At 65.6% G+C, this 14,912-nt stretch carries 15 protein-coding genes; 2 read left to right on the top strand and 13 right to left on the bottom strand.

Annotated features, from left to right (window positions below; translation table 11 throughout):
* Nucleotides 1-197: 197 nt before the first annotated feature.
* Nucleotides 198-1,598 carry an ABC transporter substrate-binding protein gene (locus FE782_RS15335; protein ID WP_138195092.1) on the top strand — a complete coding sequence of 467 codons (1,401 nt, stop codon included), beginning with the start codon at nucleotides 198-200 and terminating at the stop codon, nucleotides 1,596-1,598.
* Between the two features lie 108 nt (nucleotides 1,599-1,706).
* Nucleotides 1,707-2,084, top strand: coding sequence for a RidA family protein (locus FE782_RS15330; protein ID WP_138195091.1), 378 nt, complete (start codon nucleotides 1,707-1,709; stop codon nucleotides 2,082-2,084).
* A 58-nt stretch (nucleotides 2,085-2,142) separates the two neighbouring features.
* On the opposite strand, the gene FE782_RS15325 is transcribed toward FE782_RS15330, so the two are convergent.
* From FE782_RS15325 to FE782_RS15270, 13 genes are all read right to left on the bottom strand, one after another.
* Entirely contained in the window at nucleotides 2,143-2,751 is a 609-nt protein-coding gene (locus tag FE782_RS15325) for a carbohydrate-binding family 9-like protein (RefSeq protein WP_138195090.1), read from the bottom strand.
* A 38-nt stretch (nucleotides 2,752-2,789) separates the two neighbouring features.
* Entirely contained in the window at nucleotides 2,790-3,983 is a 1,194-nt protein-coding gene (locus FE782_RS15320) for an aminotransferase class I/II-fold pyridoxal phosphate-dependent enzyme (RefSeq protein WP_138195089.1), read from the bottom strand.
* Nucleotides 3,980-4,339, bottom strand: coding sequence for an arsenate reductase family protein (locus FE782_RS15315; protein WP_138195088.1), 360 nt, complete (start codon nucleotides 4,337-4,339; stop codon nucleotides 3,980-3,982). Before FE782_RS15315 ends, FE782_RS15320 begins: the two co-directional genes overlap by 4 nt.
* Entirely contained in the window at nucleotides 4,336-5,274 is a 939-nt protein-coding gene (locus tag FE782_RS15310) for an RluA family pseudouridine synthase (protein WP_138195087.1), read from the bottom strand. The genes FE782_RS15315 and FE782_RS15310 overlap by 4 nt, the downstream gene beginning before the upstream one ends.
* Entirely contained in the window at nucleotides 5,271-5,846 is a 576-nt protein-coding gene (locus FE782_RS15305; protein ID WP_138195086.1) for a cob(I)yrinic acid a,c-diamide adenosyltransferase, read from the bottom strand. Before FE782_RS15305 ends, FE782_RS15310 begins: the two co-directional genes overlap by 4 nt.
* Entirely contained in the window at nucleotides 5,843-7,405 is a 1,563-nt protein-coding gene (locus tag FE782_RS32620) for a cobyric acid synthase (RefSeq protein ID WP_202914543.1), read from the bottom strand. The genes FE782_RS15305 and FE782_RS32620 overlap by 4 nt, the downstream gene beginning before the upstream one ends.
* Nucleotides 7,402-8,499 carry a threonine-phosphate decarboxylase CobD gene (gene cobD / locus FE782_RS32615; protein ID WP_202914542.1) on the bottom strand — a complete coding sequence of 366 codons (1,098 nt, stop codon included), beginning with the start codon at nucleotides 8,497-8,499 and terminating at the stop codon, nucleotides 7,402-7,404. The genes FE782_RS32620 and cobD overlap by 4 nt, the downstream gene beginning before the upstream one ends.
* Nucleotides 8,500-9,505: 1,006 nt before the next feature.
* Complete coding sequence (gene cobS, locus FE782_RS15295; protein WP_138195085.1) at nucleotides 9,506-10,333, bottom strand: adenosylcobinamide-GDP ribazoletransferase; 828 nt, start codon at nucleotides 10,331-10,333, stop codon at nucleotides 9,506-9,508.
* On the bottom strand, nucleotides 10,297-11,286 hold the full coding sequence (gene cbiB / locus FE782_RS15290) for an adenosylcobinamide-phosphate synthase CbiB (protein WP_138195084.1): 990 nt from the start codon (nucleotides 11,284-11,286) through the stop codon (nucleotides 10,297-10,299). Before cbiB ends, cobS begins: the two co-directional genes overlap by 37 nt.
* A complete protein-coding gene (cobU, locus tag FE782_RS15285; protein WP_138195083.1) occupies nucleotides 11,283-11,858 on the bottom strand; it encodes a bifunctional adenosylcobinamide kinase/adenosylcobinamide-phosphate guanylyltransferase in 576 nt (191 codons plus the stop codon). Before cobU ends, cbiB begins: the two co-directional genes overlap by 4 nt.
* 62 nt (nucleotides 11,859-11,920) lie before the next feature.
* On the bottom strand, nucleotides 11,921-13,003 hold the full coding sequence (gene cobT, locus FE782_RS15280; RefSeq protein ID WP_138195082.1) for a nicotinate-nucleotide--dimethylbenzimidazole phosphoribosyltransferase: 1,083 nt from the start codon (nucleotides 13,001-13,003) through the stop codon (nucleotides 11,921-11,923).
* A gap of 52 nt (nucleotides 13,004-13,055) precedes the next feature.
* The gene (locus FE782_RS15275; RefSeq protein ID WP_138195081.1) at nucleotides 13,056-13,871 is read right to left on the bottom strand and encodes a heme ABC transporter ATP-binding protein; all 816 of its coding nucleotides are present in this window, start codon (nucleotides 13,869-13,871) and stop codon (nucleotides 13,056-13,058) included.
* Nucleotides 13,872-14,912 (bottom strand): FecCD family ABC transporter permease, encoded by a 1,041-nt coding sequence (locus tag FE782_RS15270; protein ID WP_138195080.1) that lies wholly within the window; start codon nucleotides 14,910-14,912, stop codon nucleotides 13,872-13,874.

Genomic DNA, 14,912 nt, shown 5'->3' with positions numbered 1-14,912 from the left:
ATAACGCGATTATCCTAAAAATGACAGCGGAATATTCAAAATCGTTCGACGTTTTTAAAAAAATATTTTTTAGCATATGTGAAATATTTTTGTTGACTTGAAATTGGGGCGTGATTAAAATCGAGGCAAGAACTTCCAATTACTCACGGCGTTGCGGATAGGGAAGCGCTTACTATCTTTTTCGGGGGGGAAATGCGTTGAAATTACGATGGTGGAAGGTTCGAGGCATTGTCGCTGCGCTGCTTGCGGTCATGGTTGCGTTGTCTGCATGTTCCGGGGGCGGAACGAAATCCGGGACGGAGGATCCGCCGGTCGAGACGCCGCCCGCGACCGACGAGACGAAGACGCCGCCTGCCGACGAGGCGAAACCGGAGCCGGAGCCGGCTCCCGAAGACCGACAGCCCGTCGAGCTGACGATTCACGGCTGGTTTTTCAGCCCGGCGCTGAAGGCGACGATCGCGGCTTTCATGGAAGAGCATCCTTGGATCACGATCAAGGAGAACACCTCGATCAACCAGGCCGTCATTAACAACATCATCGCCGGCGAGGAATCCGACCTCGTTATTCTGGACCGCGGGTTGACGGAATGGGTATCGAACGGCAACGACCTGTTGGAAGACTTGAAGCCTTACATCGCCGTGGACGAAAGAATGCAGAACGCGAAGATGGTCGAAGGCTTGCTGGAATCGTTCACGACCGGCGGCAAGACGTACGCCCTCCCGTGGACGGACATCCCGATGTGGATCGCCGTCAACAAAGAGATGCTGAGCAAATACGGCATGGAGATGCCCGGCAAAGACTGGACGTACGACGACTTGCTCGAGATGGCGAAGACGGCGACGAACAAGGACGCCAACGACTGGGGCATGTTCGGCCTCGCCGGCGACATGAACGATATCCGCGCCATCGCGAACGGCAGCGCGGGCAGCGCCCGGCTGCTGAGCGAAGACCGGACGAAGAGCGTCGCGAATACGCCGGAGGTGCTGGCCGATCTGCAGTGGTCGCAGGATTTGATCCGCAAGTGGAACGTGCAGCCGAATCCGGAGCAAATCAAGGAGAACGGCTTTAACGCCGATCCGGCCGTGAACTTCGTCAACGGGAACGTGTTGTTCATCACCGGGGTGGATTGGATCTTGCCGACGCTCCAGCAGGCGACCTTCGAGTGGGACGTTCTTCCGTTCCCGCGCGGCACCGAGCGGCAAGTCACGCTGCACCAGGTCGGCCCGATGTCGATGGTGAAAGCGTCGAAGCATAAGGAAGAAGCGTTCATGTTCCTCAGCTATCTCTTCAGCGAGAAAGCGCAGAAGCTTAGCATCGACAACGGTTCGGGCTCTTGGGTCATCAGTCCGGAGATCGACGCGCATTACGCGCAAGCGAGCATCTGGAGCGGGAAGGACGTCGAAGCGGTCAAGATGTCCGCGCAGATGTGCTGCTACTGGAACGATATGAACGTGATGGACCTCGGCGATTACGTGAACAGCGTCAGCGCGAGGATCAGTCGGATTATGACGGAAGGCGGGGACTTCAGCGAGGTGATCCCGTTCGTCGAGGAGTATAATCGGAAAGCGGCCGATACTCGCAAAGCGTTAGGCTGGTAACCGGATTTCTTCTATCCGCGCGGAGGCTGCCGGCGGCGGGTCTGCGCCGACGCAGGCGGCCTCCGGCACGCCGAACCGAGTGAAATCTCTACGAGAGGAACATGGCGATTGGAAAATAAGATCAACTCGTACGGCACGGAAGTCGTCCCCTTCTCCGTAACGACGCAATCGGACACCTTGCTGTTTATCTCGGGGCAAGGCGGATTCGATCCGATCACGGGCGAGCTGGCGGCGCACGATCTAGAAGGGCAAACCGTGCGCACGATTCAAAACGTCGCGGCGATCCTGTCGCAATCGGGAGTTACGCTGGAAGACATTCTCAAAGTCAACGTGTACCTTTCCGATCGCAAGCATTACGAGGGATTTAACCGGATTTACGCCGAGCTGATCCCCCGCCCCTATCCGGCGCGAACGCTTGTCTATTGCGAATTGAACTTCGACCTGCTCGTCGAGATCGACGTCATCGCAAGGCTGAAGCGCAAATAACGACCACGGCCCGCTTGCTGCGTCGAACGCAAGCCGGCCATGGTCGTTTTTTTTCGCGTCAGCGATCCGATGCGGCGAATACGAGGGCGCCGAATCGCCCGGATCGGTGAAAATCGACGGCGCCCGTCGGCGACCACGCCCAGAAATGGCGCCGCCCCGAAGGATCCGCGTCGATTCTGTACAGGTTCCATCGCCATGTCGTCCCGATGTCCGGCCGCTTTTCGAAATTTTCGAACGGAATCGAGATCTCGTACGTCGTCTTCCCCGCTTCCCGGACCGCCGCCGTATGCAGACCTTCCGCATCCCACGACGTATCGACTTGAATGTTCCCTTCAAGATCGTTCGCGATTCTGGCGTCGAACACCGTGTTCAGCGGGTTGATCTCCAGCTCCATGTATCGCTTCCCGGTTCCCTCTTCGTCGATAAATACTTCGACGACGTCTTCGTCGTAGAGCGGATCGTCCCGCTTCGTCATCGCCGCGGAGATGAAATCGTCTTCGCATTCGAACCGAATGCGCAAGGCGTCCTTCGTCCATACGGCTTTCGCTTCCGTGCGCTGCCGGGGGACGCCGCCCGTGACGACGTCTTTCAGAGACGCCGCATCCACGCGCGCCCAAGGAATCGCCTCTTCGGGTTTCGCGTCGATGTAACGACATACATATTGCATTCGATTGTCCTCCTTCCGATTCCGATCGAAGGCTTGCCTTATTCGACTTTTAGCCCTTCCTCGCGGAAAAATTCGCCGATCCGCCGCGCCGCCTCCAGCAATCTGCCTTCCTCTTGCACCAAGGCGATGCGCACGTATCCTTCTCCTTCGACACCGAACGCGTTGCCCGGAACGACAACAACGCCGGTTCGCCGACAAATTTCCTGGGAAATTTGTCGAGACGTCCACCCTTGCGGCACGCGCGCCCAGACGAACATCGTCGCCCTCGGCTTCGGGACGATCCATCCGGCCTCGCGCATCGCTTCGACAAACACGTCGCGCCGGGACTGATAGACGGCGGCGGCTTTCGCGCCTTCGTTCGACAGATCTTCCGCGAACGCGCGAATGCCCGCTTCCTGCGCGGCGATGAAGACGCCGTAATCGAGGTTCGCCTTCAGCGTGCGCAAGGCTCGGATCGCAGGGGCATGCCCGACGGCGAAGCCGATGCGGCAGCCCGCCATGTTAAAGCTCTTCGACAGCGAGTGAAATTCGATCGCCGCGTCCTTCGCCCCCGGAAGCTCGAGGATGCTCATCGGGCGATACCCGTCGAAGGCGAGCTCGGAATACGCCGCGTCGTGAACGACTAAGATGCCGTATTGTTTAGCGAATGAAATTAATGATTCATAGAACGAACGATCCGCCACGGCGCTGAGCGGGTTGCTCGGGTAGTTGACGACGATCAGCTTCGCGCGGCGGGCGACGTCCTCCGGGATCGACGCGAAGTCGAACAAGTAGCCGTTGCTCTCCCGAAGCGGAACCGGATACGGCACTACGCCCGCGACGGCCAGTCCCGCTCCGTAGATCGGGTACCCCGGATCGGGCAATATCGCGATGTCGTCGGGATTCGTCACGGCCAGCGCGAGATGGCCGAGGCCGTCCTGCGAGCCCATGAGGACGGTCGTCTCCTCCGCCGGATCGACCTCGACGCCGAAACGATGCTTCAGCCAGTCGACGGCCGCTCGCCGGAACGCCGGACTCCCTTCCGAAGAAGGGTAGCCGTACATATCCTCGCGCATCGCGGCTTCGGCGAGCGTCCGGCGAACCGCTTCCGCCGGCGGCTTGTCCGGACTCCCGATGCCGAGGTCGATGACGTCGAGCCCCGACGCGGCGGCCTCCGCGCGCCAAGACGCGACCTCGCTGAAGATCGAAGAACCGAGCCGGCCGAGCCGCTCGGACGGTTGCACGAAGGTCATGACCAGATCTCCTTATATTGCTCTTCTTTGAACCCGACGGTGATCCGCTTGCCGTCGACGACGATCGGCCGCTTGATCAGCCGGCCGTTCGAGGCGAGCAATTCCAAGATGTCGTCCTCGCTCATGCGCGGGATGCGATCTTTCAGGTTCATCTCCTTGTATACTTCGCCAGAGGTGTTCAGGAACTTTTTCAAAGGCAGACCGCTAAGCTCCCAGAACGACCGCAGCTGCTCCTTCGAAGGCGGCGTCTCGAACAGATCGATCTTCTCGGGCCGCACTCCCTTAGCCTCCAACGACCTCATGGCGTCGCGGCAGGTGCTGCACTTCGGGTAAATATATGCGGTGACGGTCGTCATGATGTCGGTTCCCCTTCTTCGCGTAGAAATGTAATCAGCGTCTCCAAATCGGGCGTCAGCGGCGCCGCGAACGTGACGCGCTCCTTCGATTCGGGATGCACGAACGACAGCGTCTCGGCGTGCAGCGCTTGACGCGCGATCGGCAGCTCGCGCGGCGGGTGGCGCTCCGCGTCGATGTACAGCTCGTCGCCCATCAGCGGATGCCCGATGAACTTCATATGGACGCGAATCTGATGCGTGCGGCCGGTGACCGGCTTCACGCGCACGACCGTCGCGTCCGCGAACCGCTCGACGACTTCGTAATGCGTCGTCGAAGCCGCGCCCGTAGGCGTCACGACGCGCATATGCGGCACGTCGATATCGCGGTCGATCGGTCCTTCGACGGTACCGGCGTCCGCCGACATGCGGCCGTAGACGACGGCGATGTAGCTTTTGCGCACCTGGCCGGCTTGGAACTGCTCGCTCACGAACTGATGCGCGTACCCGTTCTTCGCGACCGCGAGCACGCCCGACGTATCCTGATCGAGGCGGTGAATCGGGCGGAACCGATACGACTCTCCTCGTTCCTGCCAATAATGAACGATGCCGTTCGCGAGCGTCCCCGTGTAATGGCCCGACGTCGGATGGACGATCAGGCCCCAAGGCTTGTTCACGATGAGCAGATGCTCGTCCTCGTAGATGATTCCGAACTCCATCGGCTGCGGGAGAATCGTCTCCGACTGTTCCACCGGCAGCGTCACCTCCACGACGTCGCCGGCGCGCATCGGCCGGTACAGCACGTCGGTCGAGCCGTTCACGGTGATCGACCCCTCCAGTCCGCGCTGCCGCACGAGCAGCTTGCGCGACAGCCCCATGCCCGTCAGCAGCACGGAGCGCAGCCGCCACCCGTCTTGCTCCGGCGGCACGACATGCGTCAGCTTCGTCGGTTCGGTCATCGGTCGGATTTGCGGCGGAACACTTCCGCGCTGCGCGCGTATTCGACGTCGGTCCGCCCTTCGCGGAAATTCGCCGTCCGGGCGATCGTGAAGAACAAGTCCGACAGCCGGTTCAAATACGTCCGCACATGTTCGTTGATGTCTTGGCGCTCAGCCAACGTCACGACGCGGCGCTCGGCCCGGCGGCAGACGGTGCGGCAGACGTGCAGCGCGGCCGAGGAGGCCGAGCCGCCCGGGAGGATGAACCGCGTAATGTCGGGCGTCTCCGCGTCGTATTTATCGATCAAAGCTTCGAGCTTCTCCGCCATATCTGCGGTAACCTTGTACTCGCGCTTCGCTTTGTCGAGAATCGCGAGGTCGGAGCCGCAATCGAACAGCTCGTGCTGTATGTTGAGCAAATCTTCCAGCATATCGGCGAATTTGACCTCGTCCATGCCGGCCATCGCGACGCCGACGAACGAATTGAGCTCGTCGACCGTGCCGTACGCCTCCACCTGGAGGTCGTCTTTGCGTACGCGACCGCCGATGACGCCGGTGTGCCCTTTGTCGCCGGTTCTCGTATAAATTTTCATCGTGAAGAGCCTCCCTTACGAATTCCTATCATAGCATAGATCGCTTCCATATCCACGTGGCTGCGCACATGCTCCGCCAGTCGGTCGAACGCGGCTTCGCGCGTCTCGCGATGGCGGTAGTCGGATGCCAGCGAGGGAAGCCCGCGGTCCCGGCGCAGCGCGTTCAGCCAACTTCTTCGAAACCCGTCGTTATCGAAAATGCCGTGCACATACGTCCCCCACACCCGTCCGTCTCCCGTCGCCGCTCCGTCCTCCGACCCGTCGTCGAAGCGAAACAGCGGCCGCACCGGCTCGCGGAACGCCGTCTCTCCCATATGGATCTCGTAGCCCTCGACGGGGAGCTCGACGGCGGGAGGCGCCGCTTCGCCGGGCCAACCCGCGAACGCGCCCGAGACGCGGACCGTCCGCTTCTCCCGCGCATAGGTCGTCTCCAGCGGCAGCAGGCCGAGTCCGTCCATGCGGCTCGTCGCCGCCTCGGACGATTCGACGCCGTGCGGATCGTTCAGCGTCAGGCCGAGCATCTGGTAGCCGCCGCAGATGCCGACGACGCGCCCGCCCGATGACGCGTACCGTCGCACGGCTTCGTCGAGGCCGCGCTCCCGGAGCGCCGCGAGGTCCATCAGCGCGTTCTTCGTGCCGGGAATGACGATCGCGTCCGGACGGCCCAACTCCTCGGGCTTAGTTACATAGCGGACGGACGCGTCCGGCTCGCCGGCGAGCGCGTCGACGTCGGTGAAGTTCGACAGCCGCGGCAGCCGCAGCACGGCGATGTCGAGATCGCGCGTCGGGTCGGCGCGCGTTCGAAGCTTGTTGTCGAGCGACGCCGCGTCCTCGTCCTCGAGCCCGACGTCGTGCAGCATCGGCACGACGCCGAGGACGGGCTTGCCGGTTTCCTTCTCGAGCCAGTCGAGCCCGTCGGTCAGCAGCGCCGGGTCGCCGCGAAACTTATTGACGATAAAGCCCTTGACCCGGTCGCGCTCCTCCGGCCGGAGTATCGCCATCGTACCGACGATCGAAGCGAACACGCCGCCCCGATCGATGTCCGCGACGAGCACGACGGGAGCGTCCCCCCATGCCGCCGCGCGCATGTTGACGATGTCCCGGTCGCGCAGATTGACCTCGGCCGGACTGCCCGCGCCTTCCATCACGACGACGTCGTGGGCGGCGCGGAGCCGGTCGAGCGCCTCGCGGACGAACCGTTCCGCGGTGGGGAGATACTTCTCCCGATAGTCGATCGCGTCATAGTCCCTCAGCGGTTTCCCGTGCACGACGACCTGCGCGCGGCGCTCGCCCGTCGGCTTCAGCAGAATCGGGTTCATGTCCGTCGTCGCCGCGATGCGGCATGCGTCGGCCTGCACCGCCTGGGCGCGGCCGATCTCCTTCCCGTCCGGGGTGACGTGCGAATTGTTCGACATGTTCTGCGACTTGAACGGCGCGACGCGGTATCCGTCGTTCGTCAAGATACGGCAGAGCGCCGTCACGATCAGACTCTTGCCGACGTCGGACGCGGTTCCTTGAATCATGAGCGTCGGGCAGGGGGCTTGCGGCTGCGGTTTCATCGCGCGCTCGCCTCCCTCGCCGTCGCAAGGTAAGCCGCCATTACCTCTAGCAGCCGCTCGTTCGCGTCCCGCTTCTTCACGGCGAGGCGAATGTAGGCGTCCTTCTCGAGGGCGCGGAACGTCGATCCGCTTCGGACGAGCACGCCTTCGCGCCCGAGCGCCGTCTGCAGCTCTCCGGCCTTCGCGCCTTCGGGCAGCCGCGCCAACAGGAAGTTGGCCGCGCTCGGGAAGACGCGCAAGCCGAGCGCCGTCAGGCGCGCCGACAACCGCTCCCGCTCCGGCGGCAGCCAGCGCTGCGTGCGCTCGGCGAAGTCGCGGTCCGCCAGCACCGCGGCGCCGACCTCGAGCGCGATGCCGTTCGCGCTCCACGGCACGGCGAGCGCGCGGATGCGCGCGATGCCGTCCGGGTGCGCGACGACGTAGCCGAGGCGGAGCCCCGGGATCGCGTAGAACTTCGTGAGCGAGCGCGTGACGAAGAGGCCGGGCCGCTCCGCCGCGCGTCGAACGAGCGTCAGCGACTCCTCCTCGGGAGAGAAGTCGAGGAACGCTTCGTCGATGACGACGCCGCGGAACGCTTCGAGCGCGGCTTCGACGACGTCTTGCGCAAGCGGCTGCCCCGTCGGGTTGTTCGGGTGGCCGAGCACGATCGCGTCGGCTCCTTCTTCCGCCGCGGCTCTCACGTCTTCGGCGCGAAGCCGGAAGTCGTCGTCCGGGCGCAGCGTGATGGGGCGCGTCGTTCCGCCGGCGTGCTCGACCGCCGTCTCGTATTCGGCGAAGCCCGGCGCCGCCACGGCGGCGATCGTCGGCCGCAGCGCGCGGAGGGCGAGGTCGATCGCCTCCGCCGCGCCGTTGCCGACCCAGATCGCCTCGATCGGCACGCCGTGCTTCTCGGCGAGCGCGCCCCGCAGCGTTCGAGCCGCCGGGTCCGGGTACGCGTCGATGCGCTCCCACGCGCGCAGCATCGCCGCTCGCGCTCCCTCGGGCGGCCCCCATGGATTCATGTTCGAGCTGAAGTCGACGAACGCCTCCGCCGGCCGGCCGTACAGCGCCGCCGCGGTGCGCAAATCTCCCCCGTGTCCGTATCGTTCCAACATAGCGCTTACTCCTCCCGTTCGAGCCCCTCGGAGAAGGGACTACCCTACCTCATGTGGTTCTCTCTTCCGCGGCTCCTTCTCCTCGTCTTCCCTTCGTTCAGCTGCTCGGCTGAGCGAAGGGAACTCGGGGAGCAGGAGTGCGGCGCATGTACCGCCATACCCTCAGACGGGCCGCAGGCCTCTCTTCCGCGGCTCCTTCTCCTCGTCTTCCCTTCGTTCAGCTGCCCAGCTGAGCGAGAGGAACTCGGGGAGAAGGAGTGCGGCGCATGTACCGCCATACCCTCAGTCGGGCCGCAGGCCTCTCTTCCGCGGCTCCTTCTCCTCGTCTTCCCTTCGCTCAGCTGCCCGGCTGAGCGAGAGGAACTCGGGGAGAAGGAGCGCGGCGCATGTGCCGCCATACCCTCAGTCGGGGCGCAGGCATCTCTTCCGCGGTTCCTTCTCCTCGTCTTCCCTTCGTTCAGCTGCTCGGCTGAGCGAAGGGAACTCGGGGAGAAGGAGCGCGGCGCATGTACCGCCATACCCTCAGTCGGGCCGCAGGCCTCTCTTCCGCGGCTCCTTCTCCTCGTCTTCCCTTCGTTCAGCTGCTCGGCTGAGCGAGAGGAACTCGGGGAGAAGGAGCGCGGCGCATGTACCGCCATACCCTCAGTCGGGCCGCAGGCCTCTCTTCCGCGGCTCCTTCTCCTCGTCTTCCCTTCGTTCAGCTGCTCGGCTGAGCGAGAGGAACTCGGGGAGAAGGAGCGTGGCGCATGTACCGCCATACCCTCAGTCGGGCCGCAGGCCTCTCTTCCGCGGCTCCTTCTCCTCGTCTTCCCTTCGTTCAGCTGCTCGGCTGAGCGAAGGGAACTCGGGGAGATGGAGCGCGGCGCATGTACCGCCAGACCCTCAGCCGGGCCGGGAGGCATCTCTTCCGCGGCTCCTTCTCCTCGTCTTCCCTTCGCTCAGCTGCTCGGCTGAGCGAGAGGAACTCGGGGAGAAGGAGCGCGGCGCATGACACCACCCTCGGCCGCTATCCGGAGGCCCCCGCCACGACGAGAGCGAGCAGCAGCGCCAGCTCGATGCCCTCGATCAAGGCGCCGTACGTGTCGCCGGTGAGCCCCCCGAAGCGGCGGTTCAGCCAAGCGGCGCCGACGGCGCCGGCCAAGGCGGCGAGCGCCGCCCCGGCCAGAGCGACCGGCAGCAGGAACAGCGGGTCGCCCGAGCCGAACAGCGCGAGCGCCGCCGCGAGGCATGCCGCGCCGACCGCCGCCGACGCCAAGGCGTGCCGCGGTCCGGCCGAGCGCATCGCGGCGCCCATGCCGCCGCTGCCGCCGGCGTACGGCCACAGGGCGACCGCCCACGGCGCGAACGCGCGCGCGACGATCGGCACGCAGGCGACCGCCGCCGCGAGATTCAGGCTGCCGGCGGCCGTATATTCCAAGAGCGACAGGACGAACGCGTACTTGCCGAGCAGCAGCAGCGCGCCAGCCGCCACACCCATCGCGCCGACGCGGGGATCCTTCATGATTTCCAGCATCCGCTCTCGCGAGCGGTTGCTGCCGAGCGCGTCGGCGGTATCCATCCAGCCGTCCAGATGCAGCCCCCCCGTCGACCACACCCACGCCGCGACGACGATCGCGCTTGCTGCCGCCGGCGGCAGCAGCAACGAGCCTCCCCAATACAGGAACGCCGCGATGATGCCGACGACGAGCCCCGCCAACGGGTAAAACGCGATGCTGCGCCGAGCGACCCGCTCGTTCCACGCGGAAGCGAACGGCAGCGGCACCCGCGTCATCAGCTGCACGGCCGCCGCCGCCGCGCTTACCCAATCCCCCAAGTGACCAGAACCGCCGCGCATAACAAGCCTCCTAACAGCAATCCGCCGAACGCATGGAGCAGTCCGACGGTGCGTACGATATGTTCCTTGCGAAGCGGCTCCCGCGGCTCGCCCATGTACGCCCGGAAGCTTTCGACGCCGCTGTACATGTTCACGCCGCCGAGCCGAACGCCGAGCGCGCCGGCGACGGCCGACTCCGGATAACCGCTGTTCGGACTCGGATGCAGCCGCGCGTACCGCCGGACGGTCCGCAACGCAGCGCCGCCCGGCAGCCCGCGCAGCCTGGCGGCGCCCGCCAACAACAATGCCGACAGCCGCGCCGGAATCCAATTCAAGACGTCGTCGAGCCGCGCCGACGCTTTGCCGTACCACAAGTACCGCGCGTTCCGGTACCCGACCATCGAATCGAGCGTGTTCGCCGCCCGATAAAGCATCGCCCCCGCGGCGCCGCCGAGCAGTGCGAAGACGACGGGCGACAGCACGGCGTCGACCGTATTTTCCGCTACCGTCTCCACCGTCGCTCGCGTCAGCTCCGGCTCGTCCAGCGCCGCCGTGTCCCGACCGACAATATATCCCGTGTACATTCGGGCTTCGTCCAGCCGGCCCGCGACGAGCGGCCGGTACACGCGCAGCCCGGCGTCCGCGAGCCCGCGCCACGCGATCGTCGTCGAGACGAGCCAGACGTTCGCGGCGTAGCCGAGCCAAGGGTGGATCCACAAACAACACCGTACGATCAGCCATGCCGCCGCGGCGCTGCCGGCCGCCGTCGTTACACATAGCAAAACGCCGAACAGGAACGACCGCTCCCTCGGCGCTTCGACGTACGTTCTCGCTTCCATCCATCGGATCCAGCGGCCGATCGCGACGACGGGATGCGGCAGCCGCGACGGGTCGCCGACGGCGAGGTCGACGGCGAGCGCCGCGGCGACCATCCACAGCGTCTCCTCCCACGTAAACAGCGCGAGCCCCGTCATAACCGATACTCCCGGCTCTTCAGCTCGATCGGGATGCCGGAGGCGACGAGGAACACTTGGTCGGCCGCCGCGGCGACCTTCTGGTTCATCCGTCCGGCGGCGTCACGGTACAGGCGGCCGAGCGGCGTCGCCGGCACGATGCCGAAGCCGACCTCGTTCGTGACGAGCACGACGGTGCCTTGGAATCGGCGCAGGACGGCGACCAGCTCGTCCACGCGCGCCAGACAGCGCGCTTCCGCGTCCGGCTCCGCCTCCCATTGCAGGAGCAGATTGGACAGCCATAGCGTCAGACAATCCACGAGGACGACCGTATGCCCGGACCGGTATACGTTATATTCGAAGTCGAGCGCCTCCAAGCATTCCGGCAGCCTCAGCGGCTCCTCGACCGTCTTCCAGACGAATCCGGCCGTATCCCGCCGCGACCGATGCGTCGCGATGCGCCGCTCCATCTCCTCGTCGAACGACTGCGCGGTGGCGACGTAGACACCCTCCTCCGCGTACCGCTCGACGTACCGTTCCGCGAAGGCGCTCTTGCCGCTGCGGGCGCCCCCGGTCACCAATACCACGACCATAGCCGTTACTCCTCCGACTTCGACTTCGACTTCGACTTCGACTCAGACTACGACGTTACCCCTTACTCCAGCTTGCCCGAGACGCCCGCCGACGCGAACGTCGCCATGCTGCCGAGCACATCGACCGCCGCTTCCACGATGCGCAAGGAAAGCGCCGCGCCGGTCCCTTCGCCGAGACGCATGCCGAGCTCCAGCATCGGCTCGAGCCCGAGCGCGTCCAGGACGACGCCGTGGCCCGGCTCCTCGGAGCGATGCGAAGCGATCAAATACGATGCGACGTGCGGCGACAACCGGGACGCGACCAAGGCGGCCGCCGTCGAGATGTAGCCGTCGACGACGACCGGCACGCGATAGACGCCCGCGCCGAGGCAGACGCCCGCGATGCCCGCGAGCTCGAAGCCGCCGACCTTCGCCAGCGTCTCGAGCGCGCCTTCCGGGCCCGAAGCGCCGGCGCCGGCCGCGAGGCCGTTCGCCGCCAACGCCCGCGCCACCGCGTCCCGCTTGCGGGCGAGCCCCGCGTCGTCGACGCCGGTGCCGCGGCCGACGGACGCTTCCGGCGGGACGCCTAACAGCGCGCTCGTCACCGCGGCGGCCGCCGTCGAGTTGCCGATGCCCATCTCGCCGACCGCGATCAGCCGCACGCCGTCGCCCGCGAGCCGACCGACGAGCTCGACGCCCGCCGATAAGGCGCTCAGCGCCTGCTCGCGCGTCATCGCCGGCCCCTTCGTCATGTTCGCCGTGCCCGGCGCGATCTTCGAAGCGACCAGGCCGGGATGGTCGATCGTCGCCGCGACGCCCATGTCGACGCAGACGACGTCGGCGCCCGCGTGCTTCGCGAACACGTTGACCGCGGCGCCCCCGCGCAAGAAATTCAACACCATCTGCTCCGTCACCGCTTGCGGGAAGGCGCTGACGCCTTCCTCGCAGACGCCGTGATCGCCCGCCATGACGACGACGACCTTCTTCCCGAGCGGCGGCGGCATCGCCCCCGCGATGCCGGAGAGCCGTTCCGCGAGCCGTTCCAGCGCGCCTAAGCTGCCCGGCGGCTTCGTGAGCGAATCGAGCCGCTCCCGCGCGGCCGCCATCGCCTCTTCGCGAAGCGGTTCGATCGAACGGCAGACGCGTGTAAGCCACTTATCGTCCATGTGCATCTCCGTCCCCTGTTTCTTCCGTTACCAAATTCGTCCGTTACCAAATTTAGCTTATTATACCCGAAGCCGACGCGCTTGTCGCCGCCGGAACGCCCGATTCGAGCAGCACCTGCGGCGCGCCGTTCGTCGGGTGCGCCAGCACGGTGGCGTTCGCGCCGTAGACGGCCCGGATGCGCCCGGGCGTCAGCACCTCCCGCGGCGAACCGCAGCAGACCGCGCGGCCCCGATCCATCAGCAGGAGACGGTCGCAGTACATCGCCGCCAGGTTCAAGTCGTGAAGCACCGCCACGACCGTCAGCGACGAATCCTTCTGCCACATGCGGATGAGGTCCATCAATTGAATCTGATATCCGATATCGAGGTACGTCGTCGGCTCGTCGAGCAGCAGCGCCTTCGGCTGCTGCGCCATCGCTTTCGCCAAAGCGACCCGCTGGCGTTCGCCGCCGCTGAGCCGGTCCACCGACCGCTCCGCCAGCGCCGTCAGTCCCATGCAATCGAGCACCGAGTCGACGACCGATGCGTCGGCGCCGCGCTCTTCCCCTAGCCAGTTTTGGTACGGATACCGCCCCATCTCCACCACGTCCCGCACGGAAAAGCCGACCGGAGGCAGCGCGTCCTGCTGCAGCACGGCGAGCAGACGCGCCAGCTCTTTGCGCTTATATTCGAACGCCGGGCGATCGCCGATCGACGCCTCTCCGGCGTCGGGACGCTCGAGCCCGGACAGCAGCTTCAGCAGCGTCGTCTTGCCGCTGCCGTTCGGGCCGAGAATGCCGAAAAACTCGCCCTCGCGAACCTGGAAGCTAACGTCGGACAAGACCGGCGCACTGTCGTAGCGTTTGCTGACATTCGTCGCTCGAATCATCTAGCCGCCTCCTATCGTCTTTTTGTGCCGGGTCAACAAATACAAGAAGAACGGCGCGCCGAGGAACGCCGTCACGACGCCGAGCGGGATTTCCGTCGGGGCGAGCGCCATCCGGGCGAGCGTGTCCGCCCAGACGACGAACGCCGCGCCGCCGATCGCCGACAGCGGCACGATCAACCGGTAATCCGAGCCGAACAGCAGCCGGATCATATGCGGAACGACGAGGCCGACGAAGCCGATGACGCCGGTGACCGATACGGCGGCGGCCGTCATGAGCGTCGACACCGCGAGCACGATCCAACGCGTCCGCTCGACCCGCACCCCGAGGTGGGCGGCGCTTCGCTCGCCCAGCTCGAACAAGTTGAGCGTCCGGGCGTACGCGCATAAGACGACGACGCCGACGGCGACGTACGGCGCGACGGCCGCGGAATACGGCCAACCGCGCAGCGTGAGGCTGCCCATCAGCCAGAAGACGATCTGGTTGACGACGTCGTCGGACAGCGACACCATGAAGGAGACGACCGCGCCGAGGAACGCGCTCAGCACGACTCCGGCGAGGATGAGCGTCTCCCGCCGCATGCCGCCGTCGACCCGCGCCAGCAGGTACACCGCGCACAGCGTCGCCATGCCGGTGCAGAACGCGACGACGGGGATCGTCGCGAAGCCGAAGAGAAACTGCGCGTTCGTCAAGATGAGGAACGCTGCGCCGACCGACGCGCCCGAGGCGACCCCGAGCGTGAACGGATCGGCGAGCGGATTGCGCAGCACGCCCTGGAAGCCCGCGCCCGCCGTCGCGAGCGCCGCGCCGACGAGCATGCCGAGCGCGATGCGGGGCAGCCGCACCTGCAGAACGATCTGCTCGTGAGCGACGGACCACGTCGGTTCCACGAGCCCGCCGATTCCCGGCAGCGCGCCGACCAAGACGCGCCACACCGTGCCGACGCCGAGCGTGGAAGCCGAACCGAGCGATACGCTGACGACGAGAGACAGAAGGAGGAGCAGCGCTCCCGCTCCTCCCCATCCGATCAGCTTTCGCCTCAT

Source organism: Paenibacillus antri (genome assembly GCF_005765165.1).
GTDB classification, from domain to species: Bacteria; Bacillota; Bacilli; order Paenibacillales; family YIM-B00363; genus Paenibacillus_AE; species Paenibacillus_AE antri.
The sequence above is the reverse complement of the archived record's forward strand: the minus strand, read 5'-3'. Positions and strand labels throughout refer to the sequence as shown.

What these genes read in the sequence shown, in the direction of transcription:
- FE782_RS15325 (WP_138195090.1), bottom strand. Translation starts at nt 2,751, where the DNA reads ATGCAATATGTATGTCGTTACATCGACGCGAAACCCGAAGAGGCGATT.
- FE782_RS15320 (WP_138195089.1), bottom strand. Translation starts at nt 3,983, where the DNA reads ATGACCTTCGTGCAACCGTCCGAGCGGCTCGGCCGGCTCGGTTCTTCG.
- FE782_RS15315 (WP_138195088.1), bottom strand. Translation starts at nt 4,339, where the DNA reads ATGACGACCGTCACCGCATATATTTACCCGAAGTGCAGCACCTGCCGC.
- FE782_RS15310 (WP_138195087.1), bottom strand. Translation starts at nt 5,274, where the DNA reads ATGACCGAACCGACGAAGCTGACGCATGTCGTGCCGCCGGAGCAAGAC.
- FE782_RS15305 (WP_138195086.1), bottom strand. Translation starts at nt 5,846, where the DNA reads ATGAAAATTTATACGAGAACCGGCGACAAAGGGCACACCGGCGTCATC.
- FE782_RS32620 (WP_202914543.1), bottom strand. Translation starts at nt 7,405, where the DNA reads ATGAAACCGCAGCCGCAAGCCCCCTGCCCGACGCTCATGATTCAAGGA.
- cobD (WP_202914542.1), bottom strand. Translation starts at nt 8,499, where the DNA reads ATGTTGGAACGATACGGACACGGGGGAGATTTGCGCACCGCGGCGGCG.
- cobS (WP_138195085.1), bottom strand. Translation starts at nt 10,333, where the DNA reads ATGCGCGGCGGTTCTGGTCACTTGGGGGATTGGGTAAGCGCGGCGGCG.
- cbiB (WP_138195084.1), bottom strand. Translation starts at nt 11,286, where the DNA reads ATGACGGGGCTCGCGCTGTTTACGTGGGAGGAGACGCTGTGGATGGTC.
- cobU (WP_138195083.1), bottom strand. Translation starts at nt 11,858, where the DNA reads ATGGTCGTGGTATTGGTGACCGGGGGCGCCCGCAGCGGCAAGAGCGCC.
- cobT (WP_138195082.1), bottom strand. Translation starts at nt 13,003, where the DNA reads ATGGACGATAAGTGGCTTACACGCGTCTGCCGTTCGATCGAACCGCTT.
- FE782_RS15275 (WP_138195081.1), bottom strand. Translation starts at nt 13,871, where the DNA reads ATGATTCGAGCGACGAATGTCAGCAAACGCTACGACAGTGCGCCGGTC.
- FE782_RS15270 (WP_138195080.1), bottom strand. Translation starts at nt 14,912, where the DNA reads ATGAGGCGAAAGCTGATCGGATGGGGAGGAGCGGGAGCGCTGCTCCTC.